This window comes from Xenorhabdus khoisanae (assembly GCF_001037465.1).
Lineage (GTDB): Bacteria > Pseudomonadota > Gammaproteobacteria > Enterobacterales > Enterobacteriaceae > Xenorhabdus > Xenorhabdus khoisanae.
Genome location: NZ_LFCV01000028.1, coordinates 34,006 through 59,738 on the forward strand (window position 1 = coordinate 34,006; position 25,733 = coordinate 59,738).

The following is a 25,733-nucleotide window of genomic DNA, read 5'->3' on the forward strand; positions in this document are numbered from 1 at the left end:
AAGAAATGGCTATAACTGCCTCACAATTACCAGCCCCCCTCATCTGCCAGCAATCCTAACGATTTGCGCTGCTGTCGGCTTTGCTCGTAAGTTTGCATACCGCAAGCAGCGCCTGTCTGCATTAATGTCGCTATTTGATGATTCTTACCTTCCCTAACCAAATGGCTGACGGCTTGATTGACGACCAGAACTTCATGAATAGCCACTCTCCCTCCATCTCTGGTAGGAATCAGTTGTTGGGATATAACCGCTTTTAAACTGCCGGCTAATTGGCTACACGCCCAGCCTTTCTCTTCTGTAGAAAAAACATCAACCAGACGATCTATCGCTTGAATCGCACCACGGGTATGTAGCGTTGATAAAACCAAGTGCCCCGTTTCAGCCGCTGTCAGAGCCAGCCGAATCGTCTCTTTATCACGTAACTCTCCCAGCAAGATCACATCAGGATCTTGCCGCAATGCACCTTTCAATGCTGTTTGATAATCCGGTACATCTTTACCAACTTGCCTTTGCTGTATAAGGCAATTCCGGCTTTGATGAACGAACTCTATCGGGTCTTCCAGCGTGATGATATGTTTATTGCCATGACCATTTAACGCATTAATCATCGCTGACAGCGTTGTAGATTTACCGCTTCCCGTCGCCCCTGTCACTAATATCAAACCACTTGTCTCCTGCAAGATAAGGCGTTGGATAATATCAGGGGCATACAGTTGTTCCAGAGTCGGGCATTTATCCGTAATTAACCGCAATACCAATGACAGGTGAGATTGTTGATAAAACAGATTCCCTCTGAGCCGCTGTTTATTTGGCATTTCCACGACAAAATCAACATGACCGTGCTTTTGTAACTGCTGCTTCTGAATTTCCGATAAGATTTCCTCGCTCCATGTCACAAGGGCATTGGGTTTAATTTCTTCCAATTGCAGCTGTGGGTATAGCACACCATTAACGCGCAAAACCGGAACTTGCCCGATACAAAGATGCAGATCAGAAGCATTATGCTTTACACTAAGGGCCACCAATTTTTCCATATTCATTTTTTAATCTCCTGAGTCAATTATGAACAATATCGAACAAAATCTTCACGATGTCAGGAACCGCATTACTCTTGTTGCTCAAAAATGCGGACGTTCTCCAGAAGAAATTACTTTACTTGCAGTCAGTAAAACCAAACCTGCGGATGCTATCGCAGAAGCCATCACTAATGGTCAAAGGGAATTCGGCGAAAATTACGTCCAGGAAGGCGTCGAGAAGATTCAACACTTTTCCAACCATAGCGATTTAGTGTGGCACTTTATTGGCCCATTACAGTCCAATAAGAGTCGTCTGGTTGCAGAAAATTTTGACTGGTGTCATACCATTGACAGATTGAAAATCGCCCAGCGTTTAAGCGAACAACGCCCTGAAAATCTGGCTCCGCTCAATGTACTGATTCAAGTTAATATCAGTGGTGAAGACAGTAAATCAGGTATTTTGCTAAAAGAATTAATGGAATTGGCCGCAATCATCAATGCGTTGCCTAATCTTGTATTACGCGGACTCATGGCGATCCCTGCACCAGAAAGCGACTTTGAACGCCAAATCACCGTTTTTCGCCAAATGGAGCAAGCATTTATTAAAATGAAAACGCAATATCCACAAGTCGATACACTATCAATGGGCATGACAGATGATATGGAAGCCGCCATTACCTGTGGTTCCACACTTGTTCGGATTGGAACAGCAATATTCGGGGCTCGCCAGTATAAGTCTTAACTTAAGTCTTGCTGAGAAAAATACCTAACTTGATACCTCAAATTAACTGATCAATATGCGAGGTTGTTTCATGGAAAATTATTTAATGGAAAGTCGTAAAATCACCTTTATTGGCGCAGGAAATATGGCTCATGCCATTATCGCCGGATTGGTCAAAAAAGGTTATCCAGCCGAACTCATCACGGCCTGTTCTCCAAACACAACCCGCCGTGATGTGTTGGCAAAAGAATATGGCATCAATAGCCAAAGTGATAATATCCGTTACGCACAGGAAGCCGATGTCATTGTGTTAGCGGTTAAACCCCAGATGATGGCGGAAGTTTGTCATGCGCTACGGTCGCAAGTCGATTTCAGCCGAAAACTGATCCTTTCTATTGCTGCGGGTATTCCAACTGCTCGTTTTTACACACTGTTGCAGGATAATCTAAATATTATCCGTATAATGCCAAATACCCCTTCTCTTATCGGGCAAGGAGTCAGTGGGCTATTTGCACCTGATAACGTTTCTCAGACCGATCGCGAATTTGCAGCATCGCTGATGAGCAGCGTCGGTACAGTCTGCTGGGTAGATAACGAAAACGGGATTAACGATATTATCGCCGTTGCAGGCAGTGCCCCTGCCTACTTCTTCCTGTTCATGGAATCCATGCAACAAGAAGCAGAACGTCTGGGATTCGATAGCGAAACTGCCAGAGAACTTGTCCTGCAAGTCGCCATGGGTTCAGCTAAACTTGCTGAAACGCAAAAAGATCTCCCTTTTGCTATCCTGCGCGAGCAGGTAACATCTAAAGGCGGTACAACGGCGGAAGCATTACGCATTTTTTATGAAGGCAATCTGCCTGAAATTGTGTCTCGGGCTATGCAAGGAGCAATCCACCGAGCGCAGGAAATGGAAAAATTATTTTAATTCAATTGGTTTAATTCAATCAGGGCTGCTACATGCAATTCTTAAACTTCATCTTTTTCACAGTTCTGGATTTATATATTGCCGTTTTACTGCTACGAGTCTGGATGCAGTGGGTGCGTTGTGATTTTTATAATCCATTCTCACAATTTATTGTTAAAATAACCCAACCGGTGATACGTCCATTACGCAGAATAATCCCTGCCGTTGGCCCCATTGACACAGCGTCAGTTCTGTTCGCTTATCTGCTTGTACTGGTCAAAATAGAATTACCGGTTTGGTTATCTACAGGTCAATTTTTAATTCCTGTTAGCCTGTTACTTCCTGTTGGGATCATTGAATTGCTGACCGCTGCCGGAAAACTCGTATTCTGGTTGGTGATCGCCCGTGCATTATTGAGCTGGATCAGTCAAGGCCGTAATCCTGTTGACTATGTTCTGATTCAATTGACCGAACCATTAATGACACCTATCCGTCGTATCATCCCTTCTATGGGTGGTCTTGATTTCTCAGCCATGATTGTGATCCTCATCCTCTACGCACTGAACGCTCTGCGTTATGACGTAATGGGCTGGCTGGCTACAATGCTCGCAAGTTAATGAGATACATCAGTTAATTGAATATATAGGTTAATTAAATACGCAGGTTAATTAAATAAATGGCAATGCAAAAAGTTGTTCTCGCTACAGGAAATGTCGGCAAAGTACGTGAAATGGCTGATTTATTGGCCGACTTTGGCTTAGATATCGTGGCTCAAACCGAGTTAGGCGTTAACTCTGCCGAAGAAACGGGCCTTACTTTTATTGAAAACGCAATCATCAAAGCCCGTCATGCAGCAGCAGTCACCGGGTTACCTGCCATTGCGGATGATTCGGGGCTGTCCGTTGATGCACTGGGTGGTGCGCCCGGCATTTACTCCGCCCGTTATGCAGGCAGTGATGCCTCCGATCAGGAGAATCTGGAAAAACTGTTGGAGGCCATGCGTGATGTTCCTGACGAACAACGTCAGGCCCAGTTCAACTGTGTTCTGGTCTATTTACGCCATGCCGAAGATCCTACCCCTCTGGTGTTTCACGGCCGCTGGTCAGGCATTATTACCCATGAACCTGCTGGAGAAGGCGGTTTTGGGTATGACCCTGTGTTTTATGCACCAGAATTTAGCTGTACCGCTGCCCAATTGAGCCGCGAGCAAAAGCAGGCCGTTTCCCACCGTGGAAAAGCGTTAAAAATGTTGTTGGAAGCCATGCGTAATGCTTAAGTTGCCACCTCTGAGTCTTTATATTCATATTCCTTGGTGTGTGCAAAAGTGTCCTTATTGTGATTTCAATTCGCATGCTTTAAAGGGAGATGTACCGCATCAGGAATATGTTGATCACCTACTGGCGGATCTGCGTTCAGATCTGCCAATGATTGGTGATCGCGAGGTATCAACGATTTTCATTGGTGGAGGAACGCCGAGCCTGCTAAGTGCCGGGGGTATGCAGCGATTGCTGGATGGAGTGAGATCCTCACTCTCGCTCTCCCCACACGCAGAAATTACGATGGAAGCCAACCCCGGAACAGTCGAAGCAGATCGTTTCAGTGCCTATCAGCAGGCCGGCATTAATCGGATTTCTATCGGGGTACAAAGCTTCGGTTCAGATAAGCTGATCCGTTTAGGTCGCATTCACGGCCCGGAAGAGGCCAAACGAGCGGCAAAATTAGCTGACGGGCTTGGCTTACGCAGCTTCAATCTGGATTTGATGCATGGGTTACCCAACCAGACACTCAATGAAGCACTGAATGATTTACGTCAGGCCATTGAGCTATCTCCGCCGCATTTGTCTTGGTATCAATTAACCATTGAACCCAATACCAGTTTTGGCTCCCGTCCACCCGTTTTACCGGATGATGACGCACTATGGGATATTTTTTCCCAAGGCCATCAATTACTGACGAAAGCAGGTTACCAGCAATATGAAACCTCGGCGTATGCCAAACCGGGTTATCAATGCCAACATAACCTCAATTACTGGCGTTTTGGTGATTATTTGGGTATTGGCTGTGGTGCGCACGGCAAAATCTCGTTTGAAGACGGTCGCATTCTCCGCACAGTGAAAACCAAACATCCGCGCGGATATATGCAGGGGCGTTATTTGGATCAACAAAATCAGGTGGATAATGAAGATCGTCCATTTGAATTTTTTATGAACCGTTTTCGCTTACTGGAATCCATGCCACGCCAGGATTTTAGTGATTTTACCGGATTACCTGAAAGTGCAATTCGCCCACAAATTGATGAAGCACTGGCGAAGGGTTATATCACTGAAAGCGATACTCACTGGCAAATCACGAAACACGGGAAGTTATTCCTGAATTCCTTATTGGAGCTATTTATCTAAAAATAAACTGCTTCTCTAATAAACTGCACCTGAAAATTAGGTGCAGTTTTTCTATATCATTTAATTCTTCCGGTCGCGCGAGCGTAAGAAAACAGTCCACCAGCAGAGACAATATTGGCAAGTTCACCAATAGGATCAGTTTGATATTTCTCACTCTTTTTCAATAAAGTCACTGTCCGGTTTTCAACATCAATCTCAATACTATCTCCCGTGACTAATTTGTCACACAAACGCTCCTGTGCAGCAATGGGCAATAACTGCCCGGTTGATACGCAATTCCGGAAGAATATTCGGGCATAAGATTGGGCAAGGACGGCTTGCACACCAGAAGCTCCCAATGCGGCAACAGCATGTTCACGCGAAGATCCACAACCAAAGTTCTGCCCTGCCACAATAATCGGATATTTTGCTTTACCCTTATCTTCATCAATAAAAGGCAAAAATCCTTCCGGTAATCCACACATCGCCAGTGAAGCCAGTTGTGCATATCCTTCAGGTGTAGAAGGGTTTACCTTGAGATATTCGGCTGAGAGGATCTGGTCAGTATCAATATTATCGGCCAAGACATAAACCTCACCCCGAATGATATTTTCCTTTAACTCACTCATAAAAACTCCTCAGGATTTGTAATCTGACCCGTAATCGCTGCCGCAGCAACAGAATAAGGGGAAGCGAGATAAATATTGGCGCGTTTATGCCCCATCCTACCGACGAAATTGCGATTGGTTGTCGATATCACAGATATTGGATCATTAACGCGTCCGAAGGTATCTGGCGGGCCACCACAACAGGCGGCACATCCTGATTCTGAAGAAAGTTTCACTCCCGCATCGCTTAAAATCTGATAGACAGAAACGCCATCAATTTGCGTAGTAATCGTTTTATGGAAAACTTCTTTTGTTGCAGGCACGGCGTAAGTCGGAATTGTTACTTTATGCCCTTTGATAATGCGGGCTGCCGCAACAAAATCCTCTAATTTTCCGCCAGTACAAGAACCAATATAAGCTTGAGAAATTGCAACATTAGCAACCTGTTCAATAGAAACCACATTATCTGGAGAATGAGGTTTAGCAATTTTTGGCTGCATTGCGGAAACATCAATATTTAATACACGGCTATATTGTGCACCTTCGTCAGGATAAACAATTTCAAAAGGGACATTATTCCGTTCTGCCAGATAATCCAAAGTCGCCTGATTGGGAACCATGATGCCATTTTTCGCTCCACATTCAACGACCATATTACAAATCGTCATGCGCTCTTCTACTGATAATTCATCAATGACATTACCGCCAAATTCTATGGCCTGATAAGTCGCACCATCGACAGTTAATTCTGACAGTACCGATAAAATCATGTCCTTCGCCAAGACATGGGCGGGTTTGTTTCCGGTAAAATTGACTCGAATCGTCGTGGGAACTTTGAGAGGAATTTCACCCGTACCTAACGCATAAGCTGCATCAGTAATTCCTAACCCAATAGCAAATGCACCAAAAGCACCGGCGGTTACAGTATGAGAATCCGTACCTAATAACACTTCTCCGGGGCGAGTGTGCCCTCCTTCTGCCAGCCCTATATGGCAAACACCTTTATAATTGGGAGTTCCTACGTCATAAAAATATTTTATGTTCTGTTCAGCGGCAAATTCACGCATGACACGAATGTTCTGATTGGCTTGTGAATCTGCCGAATAGACAAAATGGTCTGGGATGAGAATAAAACGTTCGGGATCCCATATTCGCGCATCCTGACCGAACTCTTTTTTAAATACGCTGGCCACGCCCGGTGTACATGGGTCGTGAGACATTAAAATATCCACTTTCGCCCAAACCACTTCGCCTGGAGTGACGTGCTCACGCCCACTTGCCCGCGCAAGAATTTTTTGTGTAATAGTTTGGCTCATCTCACATTACCCCCGAAAGATTAAAACAGACTAGATAGATTGTAATCCTAACAAGATTACTACGCCTTATCGTAGGGAAATACCATTGTATCGCTCACTGTTTCCATGATGAGACAGTCGTTCGCAAAATGGGAAATTTCTGCCCCTTAAATCTGACACTTATTCTCCTACATGTTTTCTTACGGAACAGTGATAAATAAGGAATATTGGCATTTCTCTGCACGATATGTGGTATGTTATAGGGCAATTTCCGGAGTAAATCATTAGGTTATTTCATGAATAATATTGATAATCTTACCTCAATGGTGGTTTTTGCCCGCGTAGTAGAAACGTTGAGTTTTACCGAAGCTGCAAAATCACTGAAGCTATCCAAGTCTTCCGTCAGCCGTGAGATTGCACAGTTGGAGGTGAGATTAGGTACTCAGTTACTCAACCGCACCACACGCAAAATTCAGGTGACAGAAGTCGGGATGAGTTATTACCAATATTGCCACCGGATTCTTACCGAAGCCCAAGACGCGGAGCATTTTATCCGCAATTTTCATGAAGAACCGATGGGAAGTTTACGCCTGATTGCTCCGGTATCTTTTGGCAGTCAATGTATTGTCCCTGCCCTGAATAGTTTTATTGCCGGAAATATTCATATCAGCGTTGATCTGGAATTGACCGACAGAACAATTAATATGGAAGAAGATCAATGCGATATTGCGATTGTCATCGGGCGGGAAATGCCACATCATTCACTTGCCACACCGCTGATTGATATCACTTGGGGGCTTTACGCTACCCCAGACTACATACGCCAATTTTCCCCAATAGAGAAACCTGACGATCTTCCTCGTTACGATTACCTCCTTTTCCGCGGCCCTGCACATACGATTTCTCTCCCATTTCGCAAAGAGAGGCACAAGCTGGATATTGAAGTACGCAGCCGATTTCGCATCAATAATAGCGTGGCATTGATGAGTTCTGCGCTGGCGGGAGCTGGTATTGCCTATCTGCCGGACTATGTAGCCCATGAAGCAGTGGCAGAAGGAAAATTAATACGGCTTCTTCCTGAATGGAATATGGATATTTATCAAGCCTGGATATTATTTAAATCAGAGAGCACGCTATCTTCACGTGTACAACAGTTTGCTCTCTCTTTGCAGAATAAACTGAAGCAAAATTTAGGAAATTCCCCGTAAACCCTCGCCCAATGTGGCATAGGTATCTACACAATATAGTGGCATGATAATTCCGGACATCTCAGAAGCCTGTTAATCTAATGACAGTCAAAGAAGGTGTAACCAATGAAAAAACATCAAATAACACGGCGCTATTTTCCCCGACATTCAGGCTGGAAGCGGTAGAACAAGTCCATTCAATTGCACCAAAATCCTGTTGATGTCGCACGCAGCCTTGATATTGACCCCAGCCTGCTGCGCAAATGGGTGAAAAGTACCATGCTGAACTTCAGGGAGTGACACCGCGTGGTCAAGCGATGCCCCTTGAACAACGCCGTATCAAGGAGCTGGAAGCTCAGGTGAAATAGCTAGAAATGGAGAAAGCCATTTTAAAGTAGGCCGCTGTATTGATAAGCGAGATGCCCAACAAGTTTATACGCTCATCACACAGCTGAACGATTCGATCGCTTTGTCAGGTATTACAGGTGTCGCGAAAGGCTTATTATGACTGGCAACACAGAGGCGTTGACGGCCGCCGTCTGGCCTTAAGGAGCCGGATCAAAGAATTGCATCAGGAAAGCCGGGGAGCAGCTGGTAGCCGGACCCTGAGTGCGTTACTGAAAGCAGAAGGAAAAGCGGTAGGATATGAATGTACATCCCAACTCCTTATCACAGCAAGCGATAATCCAGAGCGTCTGCGTTCAGAATCCGGCTTTGCAGCCTTATGCGGGGTTAACCCGGTTCCCGTGTCCTCGGGGAAAAATCAGCGTCATCGGCTCAATCGGGGAAGTGATCGGGCAGCGCGCTTCACATCATAGCCATTGGCAGATTACGTACCGTACAGATGCTAAAACGCAGGAATATGTTGCCAGGCGGATCGGAGAAGGCCATTCAAAACTGGAAGCAATACGTTGCCTGAAACGCCATATTATCCGAGAACTTTATCCATTAATTTTGACTAAATTAAAATATATTCCGTGACGATGCTTGACATAGGAGCGTCAATAACCCGATGGAAAGGGGCTTTCGTAGCTTAAAAATCGAATGGGTACCGAGCGAGGGCTATGAAACTTTCGAGGTAGCTATAATGGGGGCGTTCCACCTGCTGTTTATGAGGAGAAGAGGACAGAGGCCAAAAAAGTGTCCGCTATTTCTTGACCGCTACAATTTGTCCTCAGTTTGTTGGATTTCGACTTGTTTTTTGCCTTCCCAATAGCTTCTTAGTCAAATAACCATCCTACGCCAGCTCGCCCTGTGATTATACCGAGAGCAATGGCTTGTGGACAGGAGCAACTTTATTTCGATATTTATACCGACGTTATTCTGATAATGACCGGCGCAAATAATCAGCAAAAAGTGTATGTAAATCACTCTGAGCTGCAACTTGTAAAACAAGCTGGATTGCTGGAACACTGGGTACTCCATGTTCGGAGGATAATACACATTGGTCATCATTTAATGCACTACGTGGCAATAATCCAATCCCCAACCCATGTACTATTGCACTTCTTATGTTTTCAAATGAAGAACTGACATACGCAAAGAAGTACGGTTTGTTCACATGTTCCAGCGTTTTTATGGCATATTGGTGGATAACACAACCTTTGGGAAAAATAACCAAAGGAATTTCTTGCAGTTCGCTGAAATATAAGATCTCTGAAGCAACCCAATGCAATGACTCAGTAAATAAAATGTTTTTATTATTAGTGTTAATTGGCCGTCCTGCTATTTCTTTTGTTATCGCCATATCTAATTGTTGTTTTTCCAATAGTGCAGAAAGTACAGGCGATGAAGCGGCAGTAATCTCTATTTTTAATTCAGGATGTTCAACCAGACACCAAGAAATTGCTTTGTGCAGTTTTGTAATACTGAAATCGTTGGGCACACCGAGCGCAATTTTACTTCTCAATTGGTATTTTTTCACTAATTGCAGCGCTTGTGCTATACGGGAAAGAATTTCCTTTGCCGCAGGTAAAAGATGCTTTCCCTCATTAGTTAATCCAATAATATGGCCTTGACGCCTATCGATTAAACGACAGCCAATATCATCCTCAAGCCGTTTAATACTGAAGCTAAGTGTAGATTGCGTTCTCCCCAGTTCTTCGCCAGCTTTAGCAAATCCCCCATGTGTAGCAACAAACACAAAGGCACGTAGTTGCTCAAGAGTAATACCGCGCCCATCAAAACGATTAATACTAATATTCTGCTTCATAGCACCACCCTTGTCATTATTATTGATAAATTCAATGATAAGAAACAAATTACTTATTTAACAAAATAAAAACATTTAAGCAACATTATTAAGGCTGAATATTTTTTAATAAAAACAAAGTAAACTAAATTAAGAGAGAGGTTACAACATGGCCTTATTGACACTACCTAAAAATCACAAACCACGATTCTCAAACTTTAATATTGATGGGATTTTGGATGAAACACTGAGGGAAGGATCTGAAAGGTGTCCTTTTTCGGTTCAAACAGATAGAAAAATCCCTTTAATATCAACTATATTTAAAACAGGAATAAGGGACATTGTTTTTGGTTCAGGTCCAAAAGACCCAACAGATTTAGCTTCTGTTATAAAGCAACTTGCTCATCAAGATAAACTTCCATCTGATGCTAAATTTTCGTTTATCATGCTATTAAATTGCTATGAACCTCTTATGAAGCAATTTAAATATTTTCCCGATGAATTTAAAAAATATGTAACTATTAGCTTTGGAATGGTTTCATATAAATCAGATGAAAAAATATTCGAAAGAGCAACTGAGGAACTTCGTGGCTATGGTTTTACAAATTTTAGGGTAAGTTTGCTAAACAATTTTAGCTCGGGAGTAGATGAAGTATCTTATGAAAAAATAATAAAAGAGATTGATCGAACTCTAAATATGGATATCAATGTAGTTCGAATTAATGATTCATTAGGAACGATATATCCTGAAGCAATGGCTATACTGGCTGCCAATCTACGCCATGATTACCCTTTTGTCAATTTTTGCCTGCATGCCCATAATGATAGAGGCTTGGGATTACAAAATGCTTTAGTATCGATTTATAACGGCTTCAATTTAATTGAAGGGGGATTTTCTGGTACTGGAAATAGATCTGGGCTGCCTGCAATTGAAATTCTAAATTTTATTTTCAAAGAGAAATCAATTTCTATTAATGGTAAATATCTTGATGGTTCTCTTGTATTGGATGCAGCACGGTTGACTGAGCGTACATTTTTATCTATTCCTGATTTGTATAGACCAGTCAGTGGACATATTGTTGAGCAAGAAAATATGGGAGTAGCTAACATTCCTTCATTCCTTGGCGCTGCTCGTGATGTTCCTTATTTTTTGAACAGCATAGGATTGCATGATGCAACATTACAAAAAATCATGTTTGATGAAGGATTGCTTGATGCTGCGAATGATCCTGGTCTTGTTCAGCAAGTAAAAGAAAGATTTGATAGCATGCTGGTTGAAATTTACTCAAAAAAAGAAAAGGAATTTGAGCAAATTAGAAATCAGTTAGACCAGTTCTATGCTACAGATGTCTTATATACATCTTCTGTTGGAAAATATACTAGGGAGTTCTTAAAATAACATATACCCCCCAGTTAAATCTGGGGGAGTATGTTACCATATTTCAAACTAATATGAGGTTGGCTTTAAATGTTTATGATAGTTGCGCCAATATTTCTGGTCATATTTATTGGGTATTTTTTTGGACGTTTGCGTCCTGATAGCGGGCTTTCCGATAAATTAATCAATGATTATGTACTTTATATTGCACTCCCTGCCTTATTGTTTCTTGCCATTGCTCGTGCAGATATTAGTGAGCTGCAACAATGGGGTTTTATCACTGCCACTCTTGCTGGTATTTGTGTAGTGTATGTTTTGGGAATGTTAGCGGCAAAAATCATGGGGATTGGTTTGCCGCAATCATCGATTCTAAGTATGGGGGCATGTTATGGTACAACTGGATATATGGGGGTTCCAATCCTGATTGCGGTTTATGGTGAATCTGCCGCGCTTCCTGCCGCTATTGCTACAATCTTGCATAACATCCCTGCTATTATGGCTGTTATCATTACTTACGATATTTTTTCTACCCGCCAATCGAGTGGAAGAATATCCATTAACCAAAGTTTCGTTAGGGCATTAAAGACGACATTGAGCAATCCCTTGACGATCTCAGTGATTTCGGGATTGATCTTTGTTTGCTTCGGTATTCCCGTTCCAATATTTTTGCAAACATTTGCTGAATTTCTTGGTAATGCCGCAGGTCCAACAGCGTTGTTCGCCTTGGGGTTGGGGTTATCTCGGCTTAAGGTCAAAGAGCATATCAACGGAGAGGCGTTAAAGCTGGCTATACCGATGTTGTTACTCAAACTAGGGATACAGCCGTTGATTACGTTTATCTGTGCTTACTATCTATTTGGTATGCAGCAGGCAAATAATATTTGGCTGATTACCGCGATTGTCATGGCTGCACAGCCTATCGGAGCGGGAGTTTATGTTTTTGCTAATAAGTATGGTTTTAAACAAGAAATTATTTCTTTTTCCATTATCATCTCTTTACTTATTGCATTGGTAACAATACCAACTATTTTAGAATTGTTGCCTGCGTGACATTTTAGTATGTAGTACTACAGCCATAGGAAATTTTCTCAGCAGAAAAGGCCATTGCGGGTACAAAAGCACCCGCAAAAGATATCTAAATATTAATAGTAGCTATCGTATTAATAGTGGCTATCACATTAATAATAGTTACCGTGACGATAATCCCAAGTTGTGAAAATATCGGACATTATCACCATGATCTTATTCACATCCAAACCTTTGCGAATCAATACCGGACACGGAGTAATATCACGCTGACCATTTTGCGATGGTATTAATTTACCCTCGTCATCTACCATTGAAACCATCACACCTTGCTCATAACGGGTTTGCTCAGTTTCATTTGGCTGGATAGATTCAACATAGCCATTAGCTGAGATAATCAGATCAGCCCGTTCCTCGATCCGCTCACCGATACATTCAACCAATCCACGATTGCCTTTACCAGATGGGTTCGCTGAACTGGCAAAAGAAAACTTGCCATATTTTTCCCACAGCTCTTTGGCCAGAATTTCGCCCGGTTTACCAAATTTAATCACGAAACAGCTCGTACCACGCTGATCCATCATCAATTCTTTGGAACCATCATCAGGAATACGGGCGATTGCTTCTTCTTTCCATGGCAGTATGCAGCCCAGCAATACATCTTCATCCCAATGTCTTTGATAAAGCTCTTCAATTTCCGCGTTAAGCTGAGCCAATTCTTTTAACTGCTCCAGAGATCCACACAAAACAACACCGGGTTTGTTGCGATTACGCTGCTTCGCTTCAAATTTGCGCTCCAAACCTCGTGCATCAGAGGTCATGATAATGTAACCCACTTTGGTTGGGCAGACGATCATTCCACCATCATTAGAGAGGATCTCTACCGCTTCCTGCTGTAACCCATTATTCCATTGAATTTTTTTGCTGCTCATATTGATACCCTTTACTGGAAACGGAAGAATTATTAATCAATCAGTTAACGCTGGTAATAACCGGTAATCGTCGCTGTCGCCAAGGTATTGGCCTGAATCATAAAACGCGCAATCGCATTTGTTGCTTCAGCGTCAATTCCCAGTTTTTCTACCGATAAGCATGTACAGTGAAAATATAGCGATGCGCTTTATCCCCCACTGGCGGACAAAGGCCACCGAAACCCGGCAGGCCATAATCATTTCTGCTTTGAATTGCATTGATTGGCAATTTACTGCCATCGCTTCGCCCTGCATTTGCTGGCAAGGTTTTTGTTTCAACTGGTGCATCTGCCCAAGCAAGTTCAGGCGAACGATTATTACCATTGCCACCAAATTCATTAAATTCATGCTCTTTTTTCAAGAAGTCATTATTCTTAAATTCAGTTGAACTGATAATCATGCTTGTGTCCTCATTGGATGCCTTTTGAAACATCCTAACGCAGTTTTTCCATGCTACAAGGCCAGAAGATAATTTTGGTTGATTGTTTCAATTTGGGAACAATAAGAGCCTAGTGGGATAAATTTACCCCGAAATCTGGATAGTCAAATTTCGGGGTAATTTCAGGAAGGATAAGATTAAACTGCGAAATTACAACGCATCAGCAACCGCATTAACTTGTTTCGTTATGCTGTCCAAACCACCGCCAGACAAGTACCAGAGATCAGATTGCAAATACACTATTTTACCGTTTTTATAAGCATTGGTTGATTTGACTTGCTCGTTTTCAAATTGAGTTTTTTCCAACTTACCGGCTCCAATCGCTTCACTACGATCGATAATGAAAATCACATCAGGGTTTGCTTGTGCAATCATGTCTGCCGTCACAGCTCGGCTTTTGCTGTCTGATTGAGCTGGCAATACTGCACGAGGAGCCTTAATCACGTTGTAAACGATGGCTTGGTTATTGGGATATAACTCACCAGCATTATGCAGTAACACCAATACCTTTTTATTCGCCGTTTTCGCTTTTTCCTGGGCGGCTGCAATGGTTTTTCCCAAACCAACCGTTTGTGATTTAACGATATCCTGCTTATTGAATACCTCTCCCAATAACTTAAGGTTGCTATCAACGGATGGCAGGTAATTTTTATTGTCCGTACTTAAATCAATGGTTGGCGCTATTTGTGACAAACGATCGTAAAAAGCACCTTGACGCCCTGTAATGACAATTAAATCTGGTTTTATTTCCGCTAACTTTTCCAAATTAGGCTCTTTCATTCCCCCTGCATTGTGCATACTGGCAGGCACACTGCTACGTACATATTCGGGTAAATTATCGATGGGGAGTGCAATCACTCGCTCAGAAAGCCCCAACTTCATCATTGAATCATAAGTTCCGAAATCGAACAGAACGACTCGTTGTGGATTTTTTTTAACCTGAGTTTCACCAGAAAGATGTTTTACTGTGACATAGTCACCAGATTGAGCGATGACTGAGTTTGGTGTAATTAATTCTGATGACTGACTAAATACAGAGTAGCTGGTGACAGAAAGCAGTGATGCAATAACAATTGGCAGGATTTTTTTCATTGTTACACCTGGACTTAAGCATATTAGTAAGAAGTGACTCGCATTCTAAGTGGCGACACCAATATGTCAATCAAATAAGAATGAATTTGATATTGATTATTATTTGCTTTAAAAGGGCCTGATTTCAGATGAAATTAGAAATAGGAATTAATGCGATACCCGATATTTTAAAAAAATCACAAAAAAATAACCCAGAAGGAATCAATTTATTATTGATTCCTTCCGGATAAATATCTTGTAATTTACTTGATAGAATTCATAAGACTGACGCGCTGCTGTTCCAAATTACTGGCTTTACCACAAACTTCCTCTTTTAAGCGTTTCAGCTCTTGCTCTTGTTTTTTCCATTCTGCATCAAAACTATTTTGCTTCCCGCCCAATCCTCCGAGGAGAGACATTAATAGCTGGTTGCCGCCATCATTTTGCTCACTCTTCTTACGGCTCATTTCGTTAATGCTATCCTGCAAAATACCGCCAAGGCTCTGTTCAACAAGTTTTTGGCCTTCAGATTCTACCTGTTTGATTGCCTGATAATTGAATGCAAAACCATTAGCGCGGGTTTCTATCACTTTATCAATTTGCTTATTGAGGCCAGATTCCAACTGAGACAGACGGTTACGGACATTACTGTCTTGCCCCATCATATCAGCAACCACTTTATCCAATGATTGACGCGCACTTGACAAACGATTCTGAGCCTTTTCCTTAACCCACGGCAAATCCTGACGAATTGTCTGTTGATATTGCTGGGCTTGTTTTCGTTGTTCTGCATTCAATGACAGCGCCTTGCCATCACGCATTATGGAGCCATCAGGTGATATTTTCAGGTTGCCATTGGCTCCAACAATTTGGACAGAGTTTGGTGTGACAATAATGTCATCCTTAAGTGTCATTTGACATTCAGAGCCTGCCTGTGCCTGAAATACAAATAATAATGATGCAGCAATCATAATCCTGCGTAACATACTTTCTCCTGCTCTCTTTTGCCTGATGGCTCCGCATCAGCACGGACGAGGTTAAAAAATAGAGCGTCCAATACGCCCTGCCAATCTTTCCAATGCCGCACAACCCGCCAATGAGTTACCTGATTTATCCAGTTCAGGAGACCACACCGCAACGGTGAATTCTCCCGGAACAACGCAGACAACTCCGCCACCAACCCCCGATTTCCCCGGCATGCCTATTCTGAAAGCAAATTCCCCAGAACCGTCATACATCCCACATGTTAACATAAGTGCATTAATCTGCCGGGTTTGTCGAAGGCTCAAAATTTGCTGACCAGAGCCCAGCATGCGCCCTTTGTTAGCTAAGTAAATAAAACACTGAGCCAACTCAACGCAATTCATTTTCAAAGCGCAATATTGGAAGTAATTTTGCAGAACCGTAATAACATCGTTCTCAAAATTACCGAATGACTTCATCAAGTAAGCTATCGCGGCATTACGGCTGGAATGCTCCATCTCTGAACGAGCAACGGCATCATCATAGCAAATATCTTTTTGCCCAGTGAGGCTACGGACAAATTCCAGCATTCTATGCTTAGGGGCACTCAAGCGCGATTGCAGCATATCGCAAATAATCAATGCTCCCGCATTAATAAAGGGATTGCGGGGAATTCCTTTTTCCAATTCTAATTGTACTAATGAGTTAAACGGCTGCCCCGAAGGTTCTGTACCCACTCGCCGCCAGATATCCTCTTCCTTATAACGTGTCATCGCTAATGTCAGGCTCAACACTTTAGAAATGGATTGGCTGGAGAAACGCTTTTCTGCATCTCCCGCTTTAAAAACCTGCCCATCAACCGTACAAATGGCCATCGCCAAATTATTTACCGGAACTTCCGCCAAAGCAGGAATATAATCTGCTACTTTTCCTTGGCCAATCAAAGGGCGTACTTCATCTAAGATATCTGCCAATAACGAATTAGAGAACCTTACCTTCACCACTTTTTCTCCAGACAAACAAGGGCCCCCAAGGAGCCCCTGCATACAGCGCTATTTTTGCGTAAAACGCTATTTTTTTATGCAACAGCGAATCAATCCCACCACACATCAAAAAGTTCTGATGTGATAACGTCTTCCATATCGCGGTCTTTCAACCATTTCTCAACCAATTGACGGTGTTCCTCAGTACATTTGCCGATTTTTTGCATGCAGACAATACCTTCCCACTGCAAATAACCGCTGGCATCCAGAGCAAGGCCATTTGGCTCGATCAGTTCTTCAATCAAAGCATCAACCGTGCTGTCAACAACTTCAACAGATGTATTAGCCGGGAAATTCCACTTTACTGAAAAACCTAATTCCTGAAACTCATCAATACGCATTTTTTTACGCAGACGACGACTACGGTTTTTAGCCATTATTTTACCCTCTCAAACATTAGATCCCATACGCCATGCCCTAACCGCTGACCGCGCATCTCAAATTTCGTGACCGGACGCGAATCCGGGCGTGGCACATAATCACCGTTTTCCGATAAGTTACGATATCCTTCTGCTTCGCTCATTACCTCAAGCATATGTTCAGCATAAGGTTGCCAGTCGGTTGCCATATGGAAGACACCGCCGATTTTCAGTTTACTTTTAATCAGTTGAGCAAATTCAGGCTGCACAATCCGGCGCTTATTATGACGTGCTTTATGCCATGGATCAGGGAAGAAAAGCTGTACCATCGCCAGACTCTGATCCGGGATCATATTATTCAGCACTTCAATGGCATCATGGCACATGACACGCATATTATTGAGATTTTTCTCTTCTGCTGAAGCCAGACATGCTCCCACTCCCGGTGCATGAACTTCAATTCCGAAAAAGTTTTTCTCTGGATTTTGGCTTGCCATCGTAACCAGTGATGCACCCATACCGAAACCAATTTCCAATACAACGGGAGCATCACGGCCAAATAGCCCTGCCATATCAGACATTTCTGCCTGATAATCCACTCCCATTTTCGGCCACACATTATCAAGTGCTTGCTGCTGACGACTCGTTAACCGTCCCTGCCGACGCACAAAACTGCGGACACGGCGCAAAGCCATGCCATTTTCATTATATTCCGGTGAAATTACGTTATTTATCATGGTACTTTCTGTCAGTTTTAAAGACATTTGCTCAGGCGTCCGGGGCTTTATGTACCGCAGGATTGCCCAAAGAGAGCGCAATTATGCAAAGATGGATGAGTTTATCAAGTTCAATATCCATAAGCACAACTTTAATGCTAATTTGCGGAGTGCTTCGAAACAAAGTTCGGGTTTACACCGAGGTTACACTATGTTGCAATCCTGTTCACAAAACAATTATTCGATATAAAGACAATTATTCTAATGATGGAAGCTGAGCAATTTTCACAAGTGGTGCTTGAATGGTATCACCGTTATGGCCGCAAGACTCTGCCATGGCAATTGGAGAAAACATCCTATCACGTCTGGCTTTCAGAGGTGATGCTGCAACAAACTCAGGTCGCGACAGTTATTCCCTATTTCCAAAAATTTATTTCACGCTTTCCTGATGTTGCGTCTTTAGCTGCTGCGCCGCTGGATGAAGTGCTCCATTTGTGGACAGGCTTAGGGTATTACGCCCGCGCCCGTAATCTGCATAAAGCAGCGCAACAAATCGTAGCGTTACACAACGGTAAATTCCCAACAACTTTCGATAATGTTGTAGCTTTACCCGGTGTAGGGCGTTCGACCGCAGGCGCTATTCTCTCCCTGTCTCAAGGCAAACACTTTCCTATTCTTGATGGTAATGTGAAGCGTGTTTTAGCTCGTTGCTATGCCGTTGATGGCTGGCCGGGGAAAAAAGAGGTTGAAAACCAATTATGGGATATCAGTACGCGCGTCACTCCTGAACAAGGCGTCGAATATTTCAACCAAGCAATGATGGATTTAGGGGCAATGGTCTGTACCCGCAGCAAACCAAAATGTGAAATTTGCCCGCTCAATACAGGCTGTATCGCTTACGCCAATCATAACTGGGCTGATTATCCGGGTAAAAAACCGAAACAGAGCATCCCTGAAAAAACGGCTTACTTTTTACTAATGCAGCATGGCGATACAGTTTGGCTGGAACAGCGCCCACTTTCTGGTATTTGGGGTGGCCTGTTTGCCTTTCCACAATTTGCAGATCAAACATCACTGGAACAGTGGCTGAAAGATTCGGGTATATCGCACAGCAAACTTGAACAACTAACCGCATTTCGCCATACATTCAGTCATTTTCATTTAGATATCGTTCCCATTAAAATCGATATTTTATCTTTTAATTCCTGCATGGATGAAAACAAGGGACTTTGGTATAACTTACGCCAGCCAGCAATAATTGGATTGGCAGCTCCCGTTGAATATCTTTTGCAACAATTGGGTTAATTTGCCCATTACTTTGAGGATTAATTATGAGCAGAACTATTTTTTGTACTTTTTTACAACGAGAAACCGAAGGCCAAGATTTTCAGCTCTATCCGGGGGAGCTGGGCAAGCGTATTTTCAATGAGATTTCTAAAGAAGCATGGCAACAATGGATGAGCAAACAAACCATGCTAATTAATGAGAAAAAATTAAATACCATGAATCCAGAAGATCGCAAATTGCTTGAACAAGAGATGGTGAAGTTCCTGTTCGAAGGTCATGACATACAGATCGATGGTTATACACCACCAGAACAATAATATTGGCATAATAAGAGCCATGTTGTATGGCTCTAACTACTGATGGCATTCCAATATCCAACGGCACTGTAAAATGAAAAAACTGCTGGCTCTGATCCTTCTCGCCCCACTTTTAATTTCCTGCTCTAGCAAAAAAGACCTTGAATACAATGAAGAGTATGTAAAAGATACGAATGGTTTCGATATCTTAATGGGGCAATTTGCCCATGATATTGAAAATATCTGGGGATTGCAGGAAGTTTTAATCGCAGGCCCGAAAGACTACGTGAAATATACGGATCAATACCAAACCCGCAGCCATATTAACTTTGAGTCGGGAAGCATCACGATTGAAACGATATCCCCGATTGAACCCACAGAACATTTACGCAAAGCGATTGTCACTACTTTGCTGATGGGGGATGATCCAGGATCAATCGATCTTTATTCTGACGCTAATGATATTCAGATCAGCAAAGAGCCATTCCTTTATGGACAAGTTTTGGATAACAGCGGCGAACCCATTCGCTGGGAGTGGCGTGCACGTCATTTTGCCAATTACCTGATTGAAAATAAATTACAAAAACGCCAATCAGGATTGCATGTCATTTGGTCTGTCACCATGCAGTTGGTTCCTAACCATATGGACAAACGCGCCCATAAATATCTCCCTCTCGTTCGCAAAGCCTCCATTAAATACGGCGTTGATGAATCCCTTATCCTTGCCATCATGCAGACTGAATCCAGCTTTAACCCTTATGCCGTCAGCCGTTCTGATGCCTTAGGACTTATGCAAGTCATGCAACATACGGCCGGAAAGGATGTTTTCAGGATGCAAGGAAAATCAGGCCATCCTAGCCGTAGTTACCTTTTCGATCCAGAGAACAACATTGATGCCGGCACTGCCTATCTATCAATATTGCAGAATGCCTATTTAGGCGAAATTCAGAATACAACCTCACGTCGGTATGCTGTTATCACGGCCTACAATGGCGGCGCAGGTAGTGTACTACGCGTATTTTCCAGTGATAGAAAGAAAGCGGCTCAAATCATCAACGCAATGGCACCTGGCGATGTTTATGAAACTCTGACCAATAAACATCCATCCGCTGAATCACGTCGTTATTTGGTGAAAGTAAACAACGCACAAAAAAGCTATCGCAGGTAGTTGATGGCAATATCGTTGATGGCAATTAGTTGATAGAAAAGAAGTAATGAAAGGTGGAGGAGCGATTGTTTCTCCATCTTGTTTGGATTTATAGCTTTTTGCGCAAATTAAAAGCACACAGATAAAATTATGCAGAAAGTGTTTGACGGATTTATCTGAATACGGTTTAATGCGCCCCGTTAGCCCGGATAGCTCAGTCGGTAGAGCAGGGGATTGAAAATCCCCGTGTCGGTGGTTCGATTCCGCCTCCGGGCACCAAAATTTTAAGGCTCATTTGTTTTAGTTATCATAGACTTAACAAGTAAGTTAAAATTTATGGCCGTTAAGAAAATGTTAAACAATGGATATTCTGATTTGCATACTCAATGTTTAAGAAAGCCGTAAATAAAGAATACAGAGTGTTTGCATCAGCAAGCACTCTTTTTTCGTTCAAGGTAATGATTTCAGTAATTGATTCTGATGTCAAGTGAGGTGAAAACTTCACGCGGGATGCAGGATCGATATTAACGTTTTTTTGACGCTATCAATGTTGATGCAGGGCAGTTCACCTATCCCATCGCTTTAATCCCTCCTGCGGCCTGCCCTGTCTTTTTGGTCTTTTTGCCTGATGTCCTCCTTACACAGAAAGATCCAGATATAACGCCAGCTCACTCTCCAGTGTTTTGCCCGCAACTTCCATATCAATATCAATATACTCCATTGTCGTCGCCAGACTGCGGTGCCCCAGCAGGCTTCTGACCAGTTGCAGATTACGATCCGGCGCTTTCATCAGCTCCGTGGCCAGCGTATGACGAAAACGGTGAGGGGAAACAGCAAAGCCACACTCTTTGGACAACCGATTAAAAAAAGAACGGATATGTTGCTTTTCTTTATCGTAATTGTACTGGTAACGGGTCATCCTGCCGTGATAACGAAAGCCCAGGCGGGTTAAGTCAAACAGCGGATCGTCGTCTTTCGCCCCACAGGCTCTCGCCTGTTCAACCAGTTGTGCCAGCCGGGGCCGGAGTTGCCGGATCATCGGTACCCGCCACTCGCTGTGGTTTTTGCTGCCTTCGGTACGCAGTTCAATATAATGGCCTTCCAGATTGATATCCCGCAAGCGAAGATGCAGTAACTGGTTCTGGCGCATGCCCGTTAACCGGAACGTATCCAGAACGGTCAGCCAGTACCCTGTCGGGTACAAGGCACAGCGCCCTCCCCGGGGAGCCACCTGCGCGCGCTCCTCTTCCTCATACTGCCCCATCAGCAGATAGAGACGGATGATCTGAGATTTGCTCAGAATTTTCTTCTTTTTCTTCTCTTTTTTCACTGCCGTATCGTTAAACGGATTTTCCGTGTGTGGCAGGAGTTTTCGTTCCATGCCGAAATTAAAAATGGCCCGCAGGTGAGACACCTTATTGTTCCAGGTATGACCGGACTGTTTTTTCTCCATTAGCGAATGACGCCGCCAGCGCAGCACATCCCGGTGCGTGATCTGCTCCGGTAGTACCATTTCCCCCATAAACCGGGTAAACACCCGTTTCACTTTGCTGTAGCTCCACTCAGAGGATGGGCGTAACATATGCGAGAAAAAATATTCCTCCAGTAACTCATCCCAGCCCATTTTTTCTTCTGTTCCGTGCATTATCTTTTTCCTGTTATCAATAAATCATCAAGACGGCCTGCCGATATCATCAGCAGCCAATTAATCACCAAAAAACAAATAACTAATTAAATTATTTTATTGTTAATATGATGACTGACTCCCTGCGGGAGCAACACTTTTTGGCTTTTTGCGGGTGGGTTTGGATAATTTCAAATCGATATGATTATCATTTACATCAATTTGCTCTGAAACTTCATCATTTGATTGAAATAATGACAATAACGTCTGTGTATCATCACAAACAGATTGCCCGGTGGCTGATGCGGAGATCGAAGCAACAAAATCAGAATCTGTTGGTGTTGATACCGTGTCCGCCACCGGGCATTCAGCAGGCACTGAGGATTTCAGCGAAGGAGATTGCACCTGTGTCGCGGCTTCCTGAAGCAGTTCATTAATCAATAACACCGGGGAAGGATGTCCCCCCAGTCGTAAAGCCAGGCAGTTCCATGCCTCCGGCACCAGAAATAACCAGCTTACCGCGTCTTCCGGCAGGAAACGGGTGGCGATCATGGCTTCCAGCGGTGCTGATAAATCGGGCTGAGACGGCCGGAAGCGAAAACGAAAGCGACGCGCTGGCATCCATAATCCCGGCTGCCAGCCATGCCCGTCCTCCAGTTCCCCTTCCAGTTGCCGCAACAGGGGCAGGTGATAAAACAACGCGGCCCAGAACACCACCGACTGCCACAAAACACCCTGTGCCGCCTGTGTTTCCGGTGCCGCCCCCGGCGGTAACAGGTGCCCTTTCGCCAGCCGTACGGCGCAGGTGGTAAATTGCAGCGTCAGGTCAGCAAATCCCCCTGCCCCTGACCAGTCGCCTTCCGGTGTAGCGGGCACCTGCTGGACACTGCCCAGCAATTGCTTCACCGGCGCGAGATAAAAACGCTGATACAGCCCTTCGGGCAAGGCACTGTTTTGCCATAATTGCATCAGACACTGACGACGCAGCGGTGTGGCCAGTAACTTATCCGCCGATTGCGGCCGGAAATAACCCTGACTGTCACGAAGGGCTTCCGGTTGTTGTTCGGATGATTTTTGCGGTGTGGCAGACTGGCGGGCAAAATGCGATTTAAAACGCTGAAACATGGTTTTTCCTCTTTCGGTTCAAATTGGGCTCAGTGTCGGTGAATCCCAGTCTGAAACAAGGAAAAACTCTTTTTGCGGAAATGAAAATTAATTTGACTCGATTCATCCATTGACGCGCTTACTCAATCAGCTTAATTTTCACTATAAATCAATCTATTAATGTGATTTTAAAATAGGAAAAGCGCCCCGAAAGGCGCCAAAGTGAAAAGGGAATTTATGCCGCCTGGGGCTGTTGATAGGCCTGCAAACGGCTCGCCCAGTTACCCAGATAATGCGCCGGTGTATAACGTGTCCGTTTGCTGCCGCCATCAGCCAGCGCATTGCCGATAGTGACCGCTGCCGGAATGCCGGTCAGGGACAGCTGGACATAAGCCATCACCGCAGCCAGCGGGTCAATATCAATCGCTGACACCCACAGGCTGCATAACGGATCATGCCCCTGCTCTCTCAGGACGTCAGCGGCGGCCAGTGTCATACTGCCCGCCCCACAAGCCGGCTCGTGCAGTGTCACAAAGGGTTGATCCTGCAAGCGTGCGGAGACATCCTGCAACTGTATCTCCGCCATCATTCTGGCCACGCACCAAGGGGTAAAAAACTGATTGAGGGCTTTATCCCCCAATCCCAGCTGCATAAACACACTGCCCAGAAAATCGCAGGGCTCCTGGGCTAACCCCAGCACCACATGGGAAAACAGCTGCACAATCCGGTCAACATCTTCCCGTTCGTACTTTTTGATGGTTTTCAGGTAATACTGCTCCAGCTCCTCGCTGTAACAGTATTTATTGTGAATGGCGGCCATCGCACAATTACAAAAATCCTGAAAGACCTGATAACGACGGTGGTAACGCGCCGTCTGGTTAAACAGAGAAATAAACTCTTTCTGATGATCGGGTTGAAATGCCATAACGTGTTTTCCTTGCAAAAAATACAGGGAAAACACGTCCGAAAAGGGAAAATGTTTCCCCTTTCGGTTGAAGTAAAGATAAAACAATAAATTAATAATGAGTTAAACAACGCGTTATTGCCCAACGGCGATGGCCGGCACGGGCAGGTTCATATCCCGCTTTTCATCGTTGACCAGATAAAGCGCCGGCCGGTTCTCCCGTCCTGACTGCCCGTTACCACTGTCCACATGCTCGCCCTGGTCATAGCAATCGTAACCTTTGAGCTGACCTGACGATTCGCTGTACCAGTGGCGGATTTCACAGTCAAACACCGATGACAGCTCGCCCATCAGTTCTGCTGAAGGTGGTGACCACGGGGAGTCAAAGCGCACGGTTAAGCTGCTGACATTGCGGCGCTCCCAGCGGACATGGTGACCCAACGGCCATTCCATACCGTATTGCCCGTCGTAAAACTGCGCCGGGGTCGCGATGCCTTTCAACAACCCACTGTTACCGTTAACCTCAGTCGCCAGCCGGGTCGGCATTATCATCAGCATATCGCAGGGCTGCGCAGACTCTGGGTAAGTGTTCAGCTTATCCCAGCATACCCCGATATCAGGCGTCTCAGACCAGCCCACCATCCCAAACCAGTCGGTATATTGCCGGGTCAGGAGACGGGCGATAATGTCACGCGCCGGCTCCGGTACGCTTTCCCAGCGCACCAGGCTGATACAAGACTGGCGGTACAGGTTATCTATCCGTTTCATGTTGTCGCTGCTTAACGGCACATTATCCTGCAACAACTTTAGCCACTGTTCAAAAGCCAGGTTCTGCGCTGTCGGTGCCGCCGTGCTGCGCACCAGCTCCGGATAAGGCGCATAGGTTTGCGGTTTGGTGGGTTTCAGTATCCCCGCACAGCCTGCCAGAAATAACCGCAGGCTTTGCAGCACTGCCTGGCGGTAACGGGGAATTTCTTCACCGCAGACCCATTGTTGCATCACGTCAATACACACCGATTTGCCGGTGATTTCCAGTTGATTGGTGACCCATTCTGCCATGGTCAGGTTCCTCATTGGATGGATAAGAATAAACCGGAGGAAC

At 44.2% G+C, this 25,733-nt stretch carries 26 protein-coding genes, 1 tRNA gene and 1 pseudogene; 13 read left to right on the forward strand and 15 right to left on the reverse strand.

The annotated features are described in order from the left end of the window. Positions 1 to 26 precede the first annotated feature (26 nt). Positions 27 to 1,040 (reverse strand): type IV pilus twitching motility protein PilT, encoded by a 1,014-nt coding sequence (locus AB204_RS05035; RefSeq protein WP_047962292.1) that lies wholly within the window; start codon positions 1,038 to 1,040, stop codon positions 27 to 29. A gap of 22 nt (positions 1,041 to 1,062) precedes the next feature. Between AB204_RS05035 and AB204_RS05040 the strand changes: the two genes are divergently transcribed. From AB204_RS05040 to hemW, 5 genes are all read left to right on the forward strand, one after another. Then, positions 1,063 to 1,758 (forward strand): YggS family pyridoxal phosphate-dependent enzyme, encoded by a 696-nt coding sequence (locus AB204_RS05040; RefSeq protein ID WP_047962293.1) that lies wholly within the window; start codon positions 1,063 to 1,065, stop codon positions 1,756 to 1,758. Positions 1,759 to 1,843: 85 nt separating this feature from the next. Beyond that, a complete protein-coding gene (proC, locus tag AB204_RS05045; RefSeq protein WP_047962294.1) occupies positions 1,844 to 2,665 on the forward strand; it encodes a pyrroline-5-carboxylate reductase in 822 nt (273 codons plus the stop codon). A gap of 32 nt (positions 2,666 to 2,697) precedes the next feature. Next, a complete protein-coding gene (locus AB204_RS05050) occupies positions 2,698 to 3,261 on the forward strand; it encodes a YggT family protein (RefSeq protein ID WP_047962295.1) in 564 nt (187 codons plus the stop codon). Between the two features lie 65 nt (positions 3,262 to 3,326). Continuing rightward, positions 3,327 to 3,920: an XTP/dITP diphosphatase gene (locus tag AB204_RS05055; protein ID WP_047962328.1), complete on the forward strand. Its 594-nt coding sequence runs from the start codon at positions 3,327 to 3,329 to the stop codon at positions 3,918 to 3,920. Continuing rightward, on the forward strand, positions 3,913 to 5,043 hold the full coding sequence (gene hemW / locus AB204_RS05060; RefSeq protein WP_047962296.1) for a radical SAM family heme chaperone HemW: 1,131 nt from the start codon (positions 3,913 to 3,915) through the stop codon (positions 5,041 to 5,043). The genes AB204_RS05055 and hemW overlap by 8 nt, the downstream gene beginning before the upstream one ends. A 56-nt stretch (positions 5,044 to 5,099) precedes the next feature. Here hemW and AB204_RS05065 read toward each other — a convergent pair whose 3' ends face one another. Together AB204_RS05065 and AB204_RS05070 are read right to left on the reverse strand one after the other, a co-directional pair. Next, positions 5,100 to 5,651: a LeuD/DmdB family oxidoreductase small subunit gene (locus AB204_RS05065; protein ID WP_047962297.1), complete on the reverse strand. Its 552-nt coding sequence runs from the start codon at positions 5,649 to 5,651 to the stop codon at positions 5,100 to 5,102. Beyond that, a complete protein-coding gene (locus AB204_RS05070; RefSeq protein ID WP_047962298.1) occupies positions 5,648 to 6,946 on the reverse strand; it encodes a 3-isopropylmalate dehydratase large subunit in 1,299 nt (432 codons plus the stop codon). Before AB204_RS05070 ends, AB204_RS05065 begins: the two co-directional genes overlap by 4 nt. Before the next feature lie 275 nt (positions 6,947 to 7,221). Here AB204_RS05070 and AB204_RS05075 point away from each other — a divergent pair, with 275 nt between their 5' ends. Beyond that, on the forward strand, positions 7,222 to 8,133 hold the full coding sequence (locus tag AB204_RS05075; protein WP_047962299.1) for a LysR family transcriptional regulator: 912 nt from the start codon (positions 7,222 to 7,224) through the stop codon (positions 8,131 to 8,133). Positions 8,134 to 8,747: 614 nt separating this feature from the next. Next, positions 8,748 to 9,093, forward strand: a pseudogene (locus tag AB204_RS22250) (transposase); the annotation flags it as partial. Positions 9,094 to 9,430: 337 nt separating this feature from the next. Here the strand turns inward: AB204_RS22250 and AB204_RS05085 are convergent. Then, the gene (locus AB204_RS05085) at positions 9,431 to 10,324 is read right to left on the reverse strand and encodes a LysR family transcriptional regulator (RefSeq protein WP_047962300.1); all 894 of its coding nucleotides are present in this window, start codon (positions 10,322 to 10,324) and stop codon (positions 9,431 to 9,433) included. A 148-nt stretch (positions 10,325 to 10,472) separates the two neighbouring features. Between AB204_RS05085 and AB204_RS05090 the strand changes: the two genes are divergently transcribed. Both AB204_RS05090 and AB204_RS05095 read left to right on the forward strand, forming a co-directional pair. Further along, positions 10,473 to 11,702 carry a beta/alpha barrel domain-containing protein gene (locus AB204_RS05090; protein WP_047962301.1) on the forward strand — a complete coding sequence of 410 codons (1,230 nt, stop codon included), beginning with the start codon at positions 10,473 to 10,475 and terminating at the stop codon, positions 11,700 to 11,702. Between the two features lie 69 nt (positions 11,703 to 11,771). Continuing rightward, on the forward strand, positions 11,772 to 12,731 hold the full coding sequence (locus AB204_RS05095) for an AEC family transporter (RefSeq protein WP_047962302.1): 960 nt from the start codon (positions 11,772 to 11,774) through the stop codon (positions 12,729 to 12,731). A 128-nt stretch (positions 12,732 to 12,859) separates the two neighbouring features. Here AB204_RS05095 and AB204_RS05100 read toward each other — a convergent pair whose 3' ends face one another. The 7 genes from AB204_RS05100 to trmB all read right to left on the reverse strand — a co-directional run bounded on the left by AB204_RS05100 (position 12,860) and on the right by trmB (position 18,290). Continuing rightward, positions 12,860 to 13,639, reverse strand: a complete 780-nt coding sequence (locus tag AB204_RS05100) for an L-threonylcarbamoyladenylate synthase (protein WP_047962303.1) — start codon at positions 13,637 to 13,639, stop codon at positions 12,860 to 12,862. Between the two features lie 148 nt (positions 13,640 to 13,787). Continuing rightward, positions 13,788 to 14,078 (reverse strand): YbhB/YbcL family Raf kinase inhibitor-like protein, encoded by a 291-nt coding sequence (locus AB204_RS05105; RefSeq protein WP_235428028.1) that lies wholly within the window; start codon positions 14,076 to 14,078, stop codon positions 13,788 to 13,790. Positions 14,079 to 14,267: 189 nt separating this feature from the next. Continuing rightward, positions 14,268 to 15,209, reverse strand: coding sequence for a siderophore ABC transporter substrate-binding protein (locus tag AB204_RS05110; RefSeq protein ID WP_047962304.1), 942 nt, complete (start codon positions 15,207 to 15,209; stop codon positions 14,268 to 14,270). 242 nt (positions 15,210 to 15,451) lie between these two features. Beyond that, complete coding sequence (locus AB204_RS05115; protein WP_047962305.1) at positions 15,452 to 16,174, reverse strand: DUF2884 family protein; 723 nt, start codon at positions 16,172 to 16,174, stop codon at positions 15,452 to 15,454. Between the two features lie 51 nt (positions 16,175 to 16,225). Then, entirely contained in the window at positions 16,226 to 17,152 is a 927-nt protein-coding gene (gene glsB, locus AB204_RS05120; RefSeq protein WP_411354702.1) for a glutaminase B, read from the reverse strand. A 92-nt stretch (positions 17,153 to 17,244) separates the two neighbouring features. After that, positions 17,245 to 17,571, reverse strand: coding sequence for a YggL family protein (locus AB204_RS05125; RefSeq protein ID WP_047962307.1), 327 nt, complete (start codon positions 17,569 to 17,571; stop codon positions 17,245 to 17,247). Further along, complete coding sequence (trmB, locus tag AB204_RS05130) at positions 17,571 to 18,290, reverse strand: tRNA (guanosine(46)-N7)-methyltransferase TrmB (protein ID WP_047962329.1); 720 nt, start codon at positions 18,288 to 18,290, stop codon at positions 17,571 to 17,573. The genes AB204_RS05125 and trmB overlap by 1 nt, the downstream gene beginning before the upstream one ends. A gap of 243 nt (positions 18,291 to 18,533) precedes the next feature. On the opposite strand from trmB, the gene mutY reads away from it, so the two are divergent. The 4 genes from mutY to AB204_RS05150 all read left to right on the forward strand — a co-directional run bounded on the left by mutY (position 18,534) and on the right by AB204_RS05150 (position 21,278). Continuing rightward, entirely contained in the window at positions 18,534 to 19,574 is a 1,041-nt protein-coding gene (gene mutY / locus AB204_RS05135; protein WP_047962308.1) for an A/G-specific adenine glycosylase, read from the forward strand. Positions 19,575 to 19,600: 26 nt separating this feature from the next. After that, entirely contained in the window at positions 19,601 to 19,873 is a 273-nt protein-coding gene (locus AB204_RS05140) for an oxidative damage protection protein (RefSeq protein ID WP_047962309.1), read from the forward strand. Between the two features lie 73 nt (positions 19,874 to 19,946). Then, on the forward strand, positions 19,947 to 21,020 hold the full coding sequence (gene mltC, locus AB204_RS05145; protein WP_047962310.1) for a membrane-bound lytic murein transglycosylase MltC: 1,074 nt from the start codon (positions 19,947 to 19,949) through the stop codon (positions 21,018 to 21,020). A 182-nt stretch (positions 21,021 to 21,202) separates the two neighbouring features. Then, a tRNA-Phe gene (locus AB204_RS05150) sits at positions 21,203 to 21,278 on the forward strand. Positions 21,279 to 21,636: 358 nt separating this feature from the next. On the opposite strand, the gene AB204_RS05155 is transcribed toward AB204_RS05150, so the two are convergent. The 4 genes from AB204_RS05155 to AB204_RS05170 all read right to left on the reverse strand — a co-directional run bounded on the left by AB204_RS05155 (position 21,637) and on the right by AB204_RS05170 (position 25,690). Continuing rightward, positions 21,637 to 22,644, reverse strand: coding sequence for a tyrosine-type recombinase/integrase (locus AB204_RS05155; RefSeq protein WP_047962311.1), 1,008 nt, complete (start codon positions 22,642 to 22,644; stop codon positions 21,637 to 21,639). Positions 22,645 to 22,746: 102 nt separating this feature from the next. Further along, positions 22,747 to 23,748: a TraI domain-containing protein gene (locus tag AB204_RS05160; RefSeq protein WP_047962312.1), complete on the reverse strand. Its 1,002-nt coding sequence runs from the start codon at positions 23,746 to 23,748 to the stop codon at positions 22,747 to 22,749. A 214-nt stretch (positions 23,749 to 23,962) separates the two neighbouring features. Beyond that, positions 23,963 to 24,652 (reverse strand): N-6 DNA methylase, encoded by a 690-nt coding sequence (locus AB204_RS05165; protein WP_047962313.1) that lies wholly within the window; start codon positions 24,650 to 24,652, stop codon positions 23,963 to 23,965. Between the two features lie 114 nt (positions 24,653 to 24,766). Then, entirely contained in the window at positions 24,767 to 25,690 is a 924-nt protein-coding gene (locus tag AB204_RS05170) for a DUF1281 domain-containing protein (protein WP_047962314.1), read from the reverse strand. Between the last annotated feature and the right edge of the window lie 43 nt (positions 25,691 to 25,733).

Bases quoted from the DNA above. Each gene is read 5' to 3' on its own strand.
- proC (WP_047962294.1), top strand. From the start codon at position 1,844: ATGGAAAGTCGTAAAATCACCTTTATTGGCGCAGGAAATATGGCTCAT.
- mltC (WP_047962310.1), top strand. From the start codon at position 19,947: ATGAAAAAACTGCTGGCTCTGATCCTTCTCGCCCCACTTTTAATTTCC.
- AB204_RS05105 (WP_235428028.1), bottom strand. From the start codon at position 14,078: ATGATTATCAGTTCAACTGAATTTAAGAATAATGACTTCTTGAAAAAA.
- AB204_RS05070 (WP_047962298.1), bottom strand. From the start codon at position 6,946: ATGAGCCAAACTATTACACAAAAAATTCTTGCGCGGGCAAGTGGGCGT.
- AB204_RS05125 (WP_047962307.1), bottom strand. From the start codon at position 17,571: ATGGCTAAAAACCGTAGTCGTCGTCTGCGTAAAAAAATGCGTATTGAT.
- AB204_RS05100 (WP_047962303.1), bottom strand. From the start codon at position 13,639: ATGAGCAGCAAAAAAATTCAATGGAATAATGGGTTACAGCAGGAAGCG.
- AB204_RS05055 (WP_047962328.1), top strand. From the start codon at position 3,327: ATGCAAAAAGTTGTTCTCGCTACAGGAAATGTCGGCAAAGTACGTGAA.
- AB204_RS05095 (WP_047962302.1), top strand. From the start codon at position 11,772: ATGTTTATGATAGTTGCGCCAATATTTCTGGTCATATTTATTGGGTAT.
- hemW (WP_047962296.1), top strand. From the start codon at position 3,913: ATGCTTAAGTTGCCACCTCTGAGTCTTTATATTCATATTCCTTGGTGT.
- AB204_RS05155 (WP_047962311.1), bottom strand. From the start codon at position 22,644: ATGCACGGAACAGAAGAAAAAATGGGCTGGGATGAGTTACTGGAGGAA.
- AB204_RS05035 (WP_047962292.1), bottom strand. From the start codon at position 1,040: ATGAATATGGAAAAATTGGTGGCCCTTAGTGTAAAGCATAATGCTTCT.
- AB204_RS05140 (WP_047962309.1), top strand. From the start codon at position 19,601: ATGAGCAGAACTATTTTTTGTACTTTTTTACAACGAGAAACCGAAGGC.
- trmB (WP_047962329.1), bottom strand. From the start codon at position 18,290: ATGATAAATAACGTAATTTCACCGGAATATAATGAAAATGGCATGGCT.
- mutY (WP_047962308.1), top strand. From the start codon at position 18,534: ATGATGGAAGCTGAGCAATTTTCACAAGTGGTGCTTGAATGGTATCAC.
- AB204_RS05115 (WP_047962305.1), bottom strand. From the start codon at position 16,174: ATGTTACGCAGGATTATGATTGCTGCATCATTATTATTTGTATTTCAG.
- AB204_RS05160 (WP_047962312.1), bottom strand. From the start codon at position 23,748: ATGTTTCAGCGTTTTAAATCGCATTTTGCCCGCCAGTCTGCCACACCG.
- AB204_RS05065 (WP_047962297.1), bottom strand. From the start codon at position 5,651: ATGAGTGAGTTAAAGGAAAATATCATTCGGGGTGAGGTTTATGTCTTG.
- AB204_RS05085 (WP_047962300.1), bottom strand. From the start codon at position 10,324: ATGAAGCAGAATATTAGTATTAATCGTTTTGATGGGCGCGGTATTACT.
- AB204_RS05110 (WP_047962304.1), bottom strand. From the start codon at position 15,209: ATGAAAAAAATCCTGCCAATTGTTATTGCATCACTGCTTTCTGTCACC.
- AB204_RS05075 (WP_047962299.1), top strand. From the start codon at position 7,222: ATGAATAATATTGATAATCTTACCTCAATGGTGGTTTTTGCCCGCGTA.
- AB204_RS05165 (WP_047962313.1), bottom strand. From the start codon at position 24,652: ATGGCATTTCAACCCGATCATCAGAAAGAGTTTATTTCTCTGTTTAAC.
- AB204_RS05090 (WP_047962301.1), top strand. From the start codon at position 10,473: ATGGCCTTATTGACACTACCTAAAAATCACAAACCACGATTCTCAAAC.
- AB204_RS05170 (WP_047962314.1), bottom strand. From the start codon at position 25,690: ATGGCAGAATGGGTCACCAATCAACTGGAAATCACCGGCAAATCGGTG.
- AB204_RS05050 (WP_047962295.1), top strand. From the start codon at position 2,698: ATGCAATTCTTAAACTTCATCTTTTTCACAGTTCTGGATTTATATATT.
- AB204_RS05040 (WP_047962293.1), top strand. From the start codon at position 1,063: ATGAACAATATCGAACAAAATCTTCACGATGTCAGGAACCGCATTACT.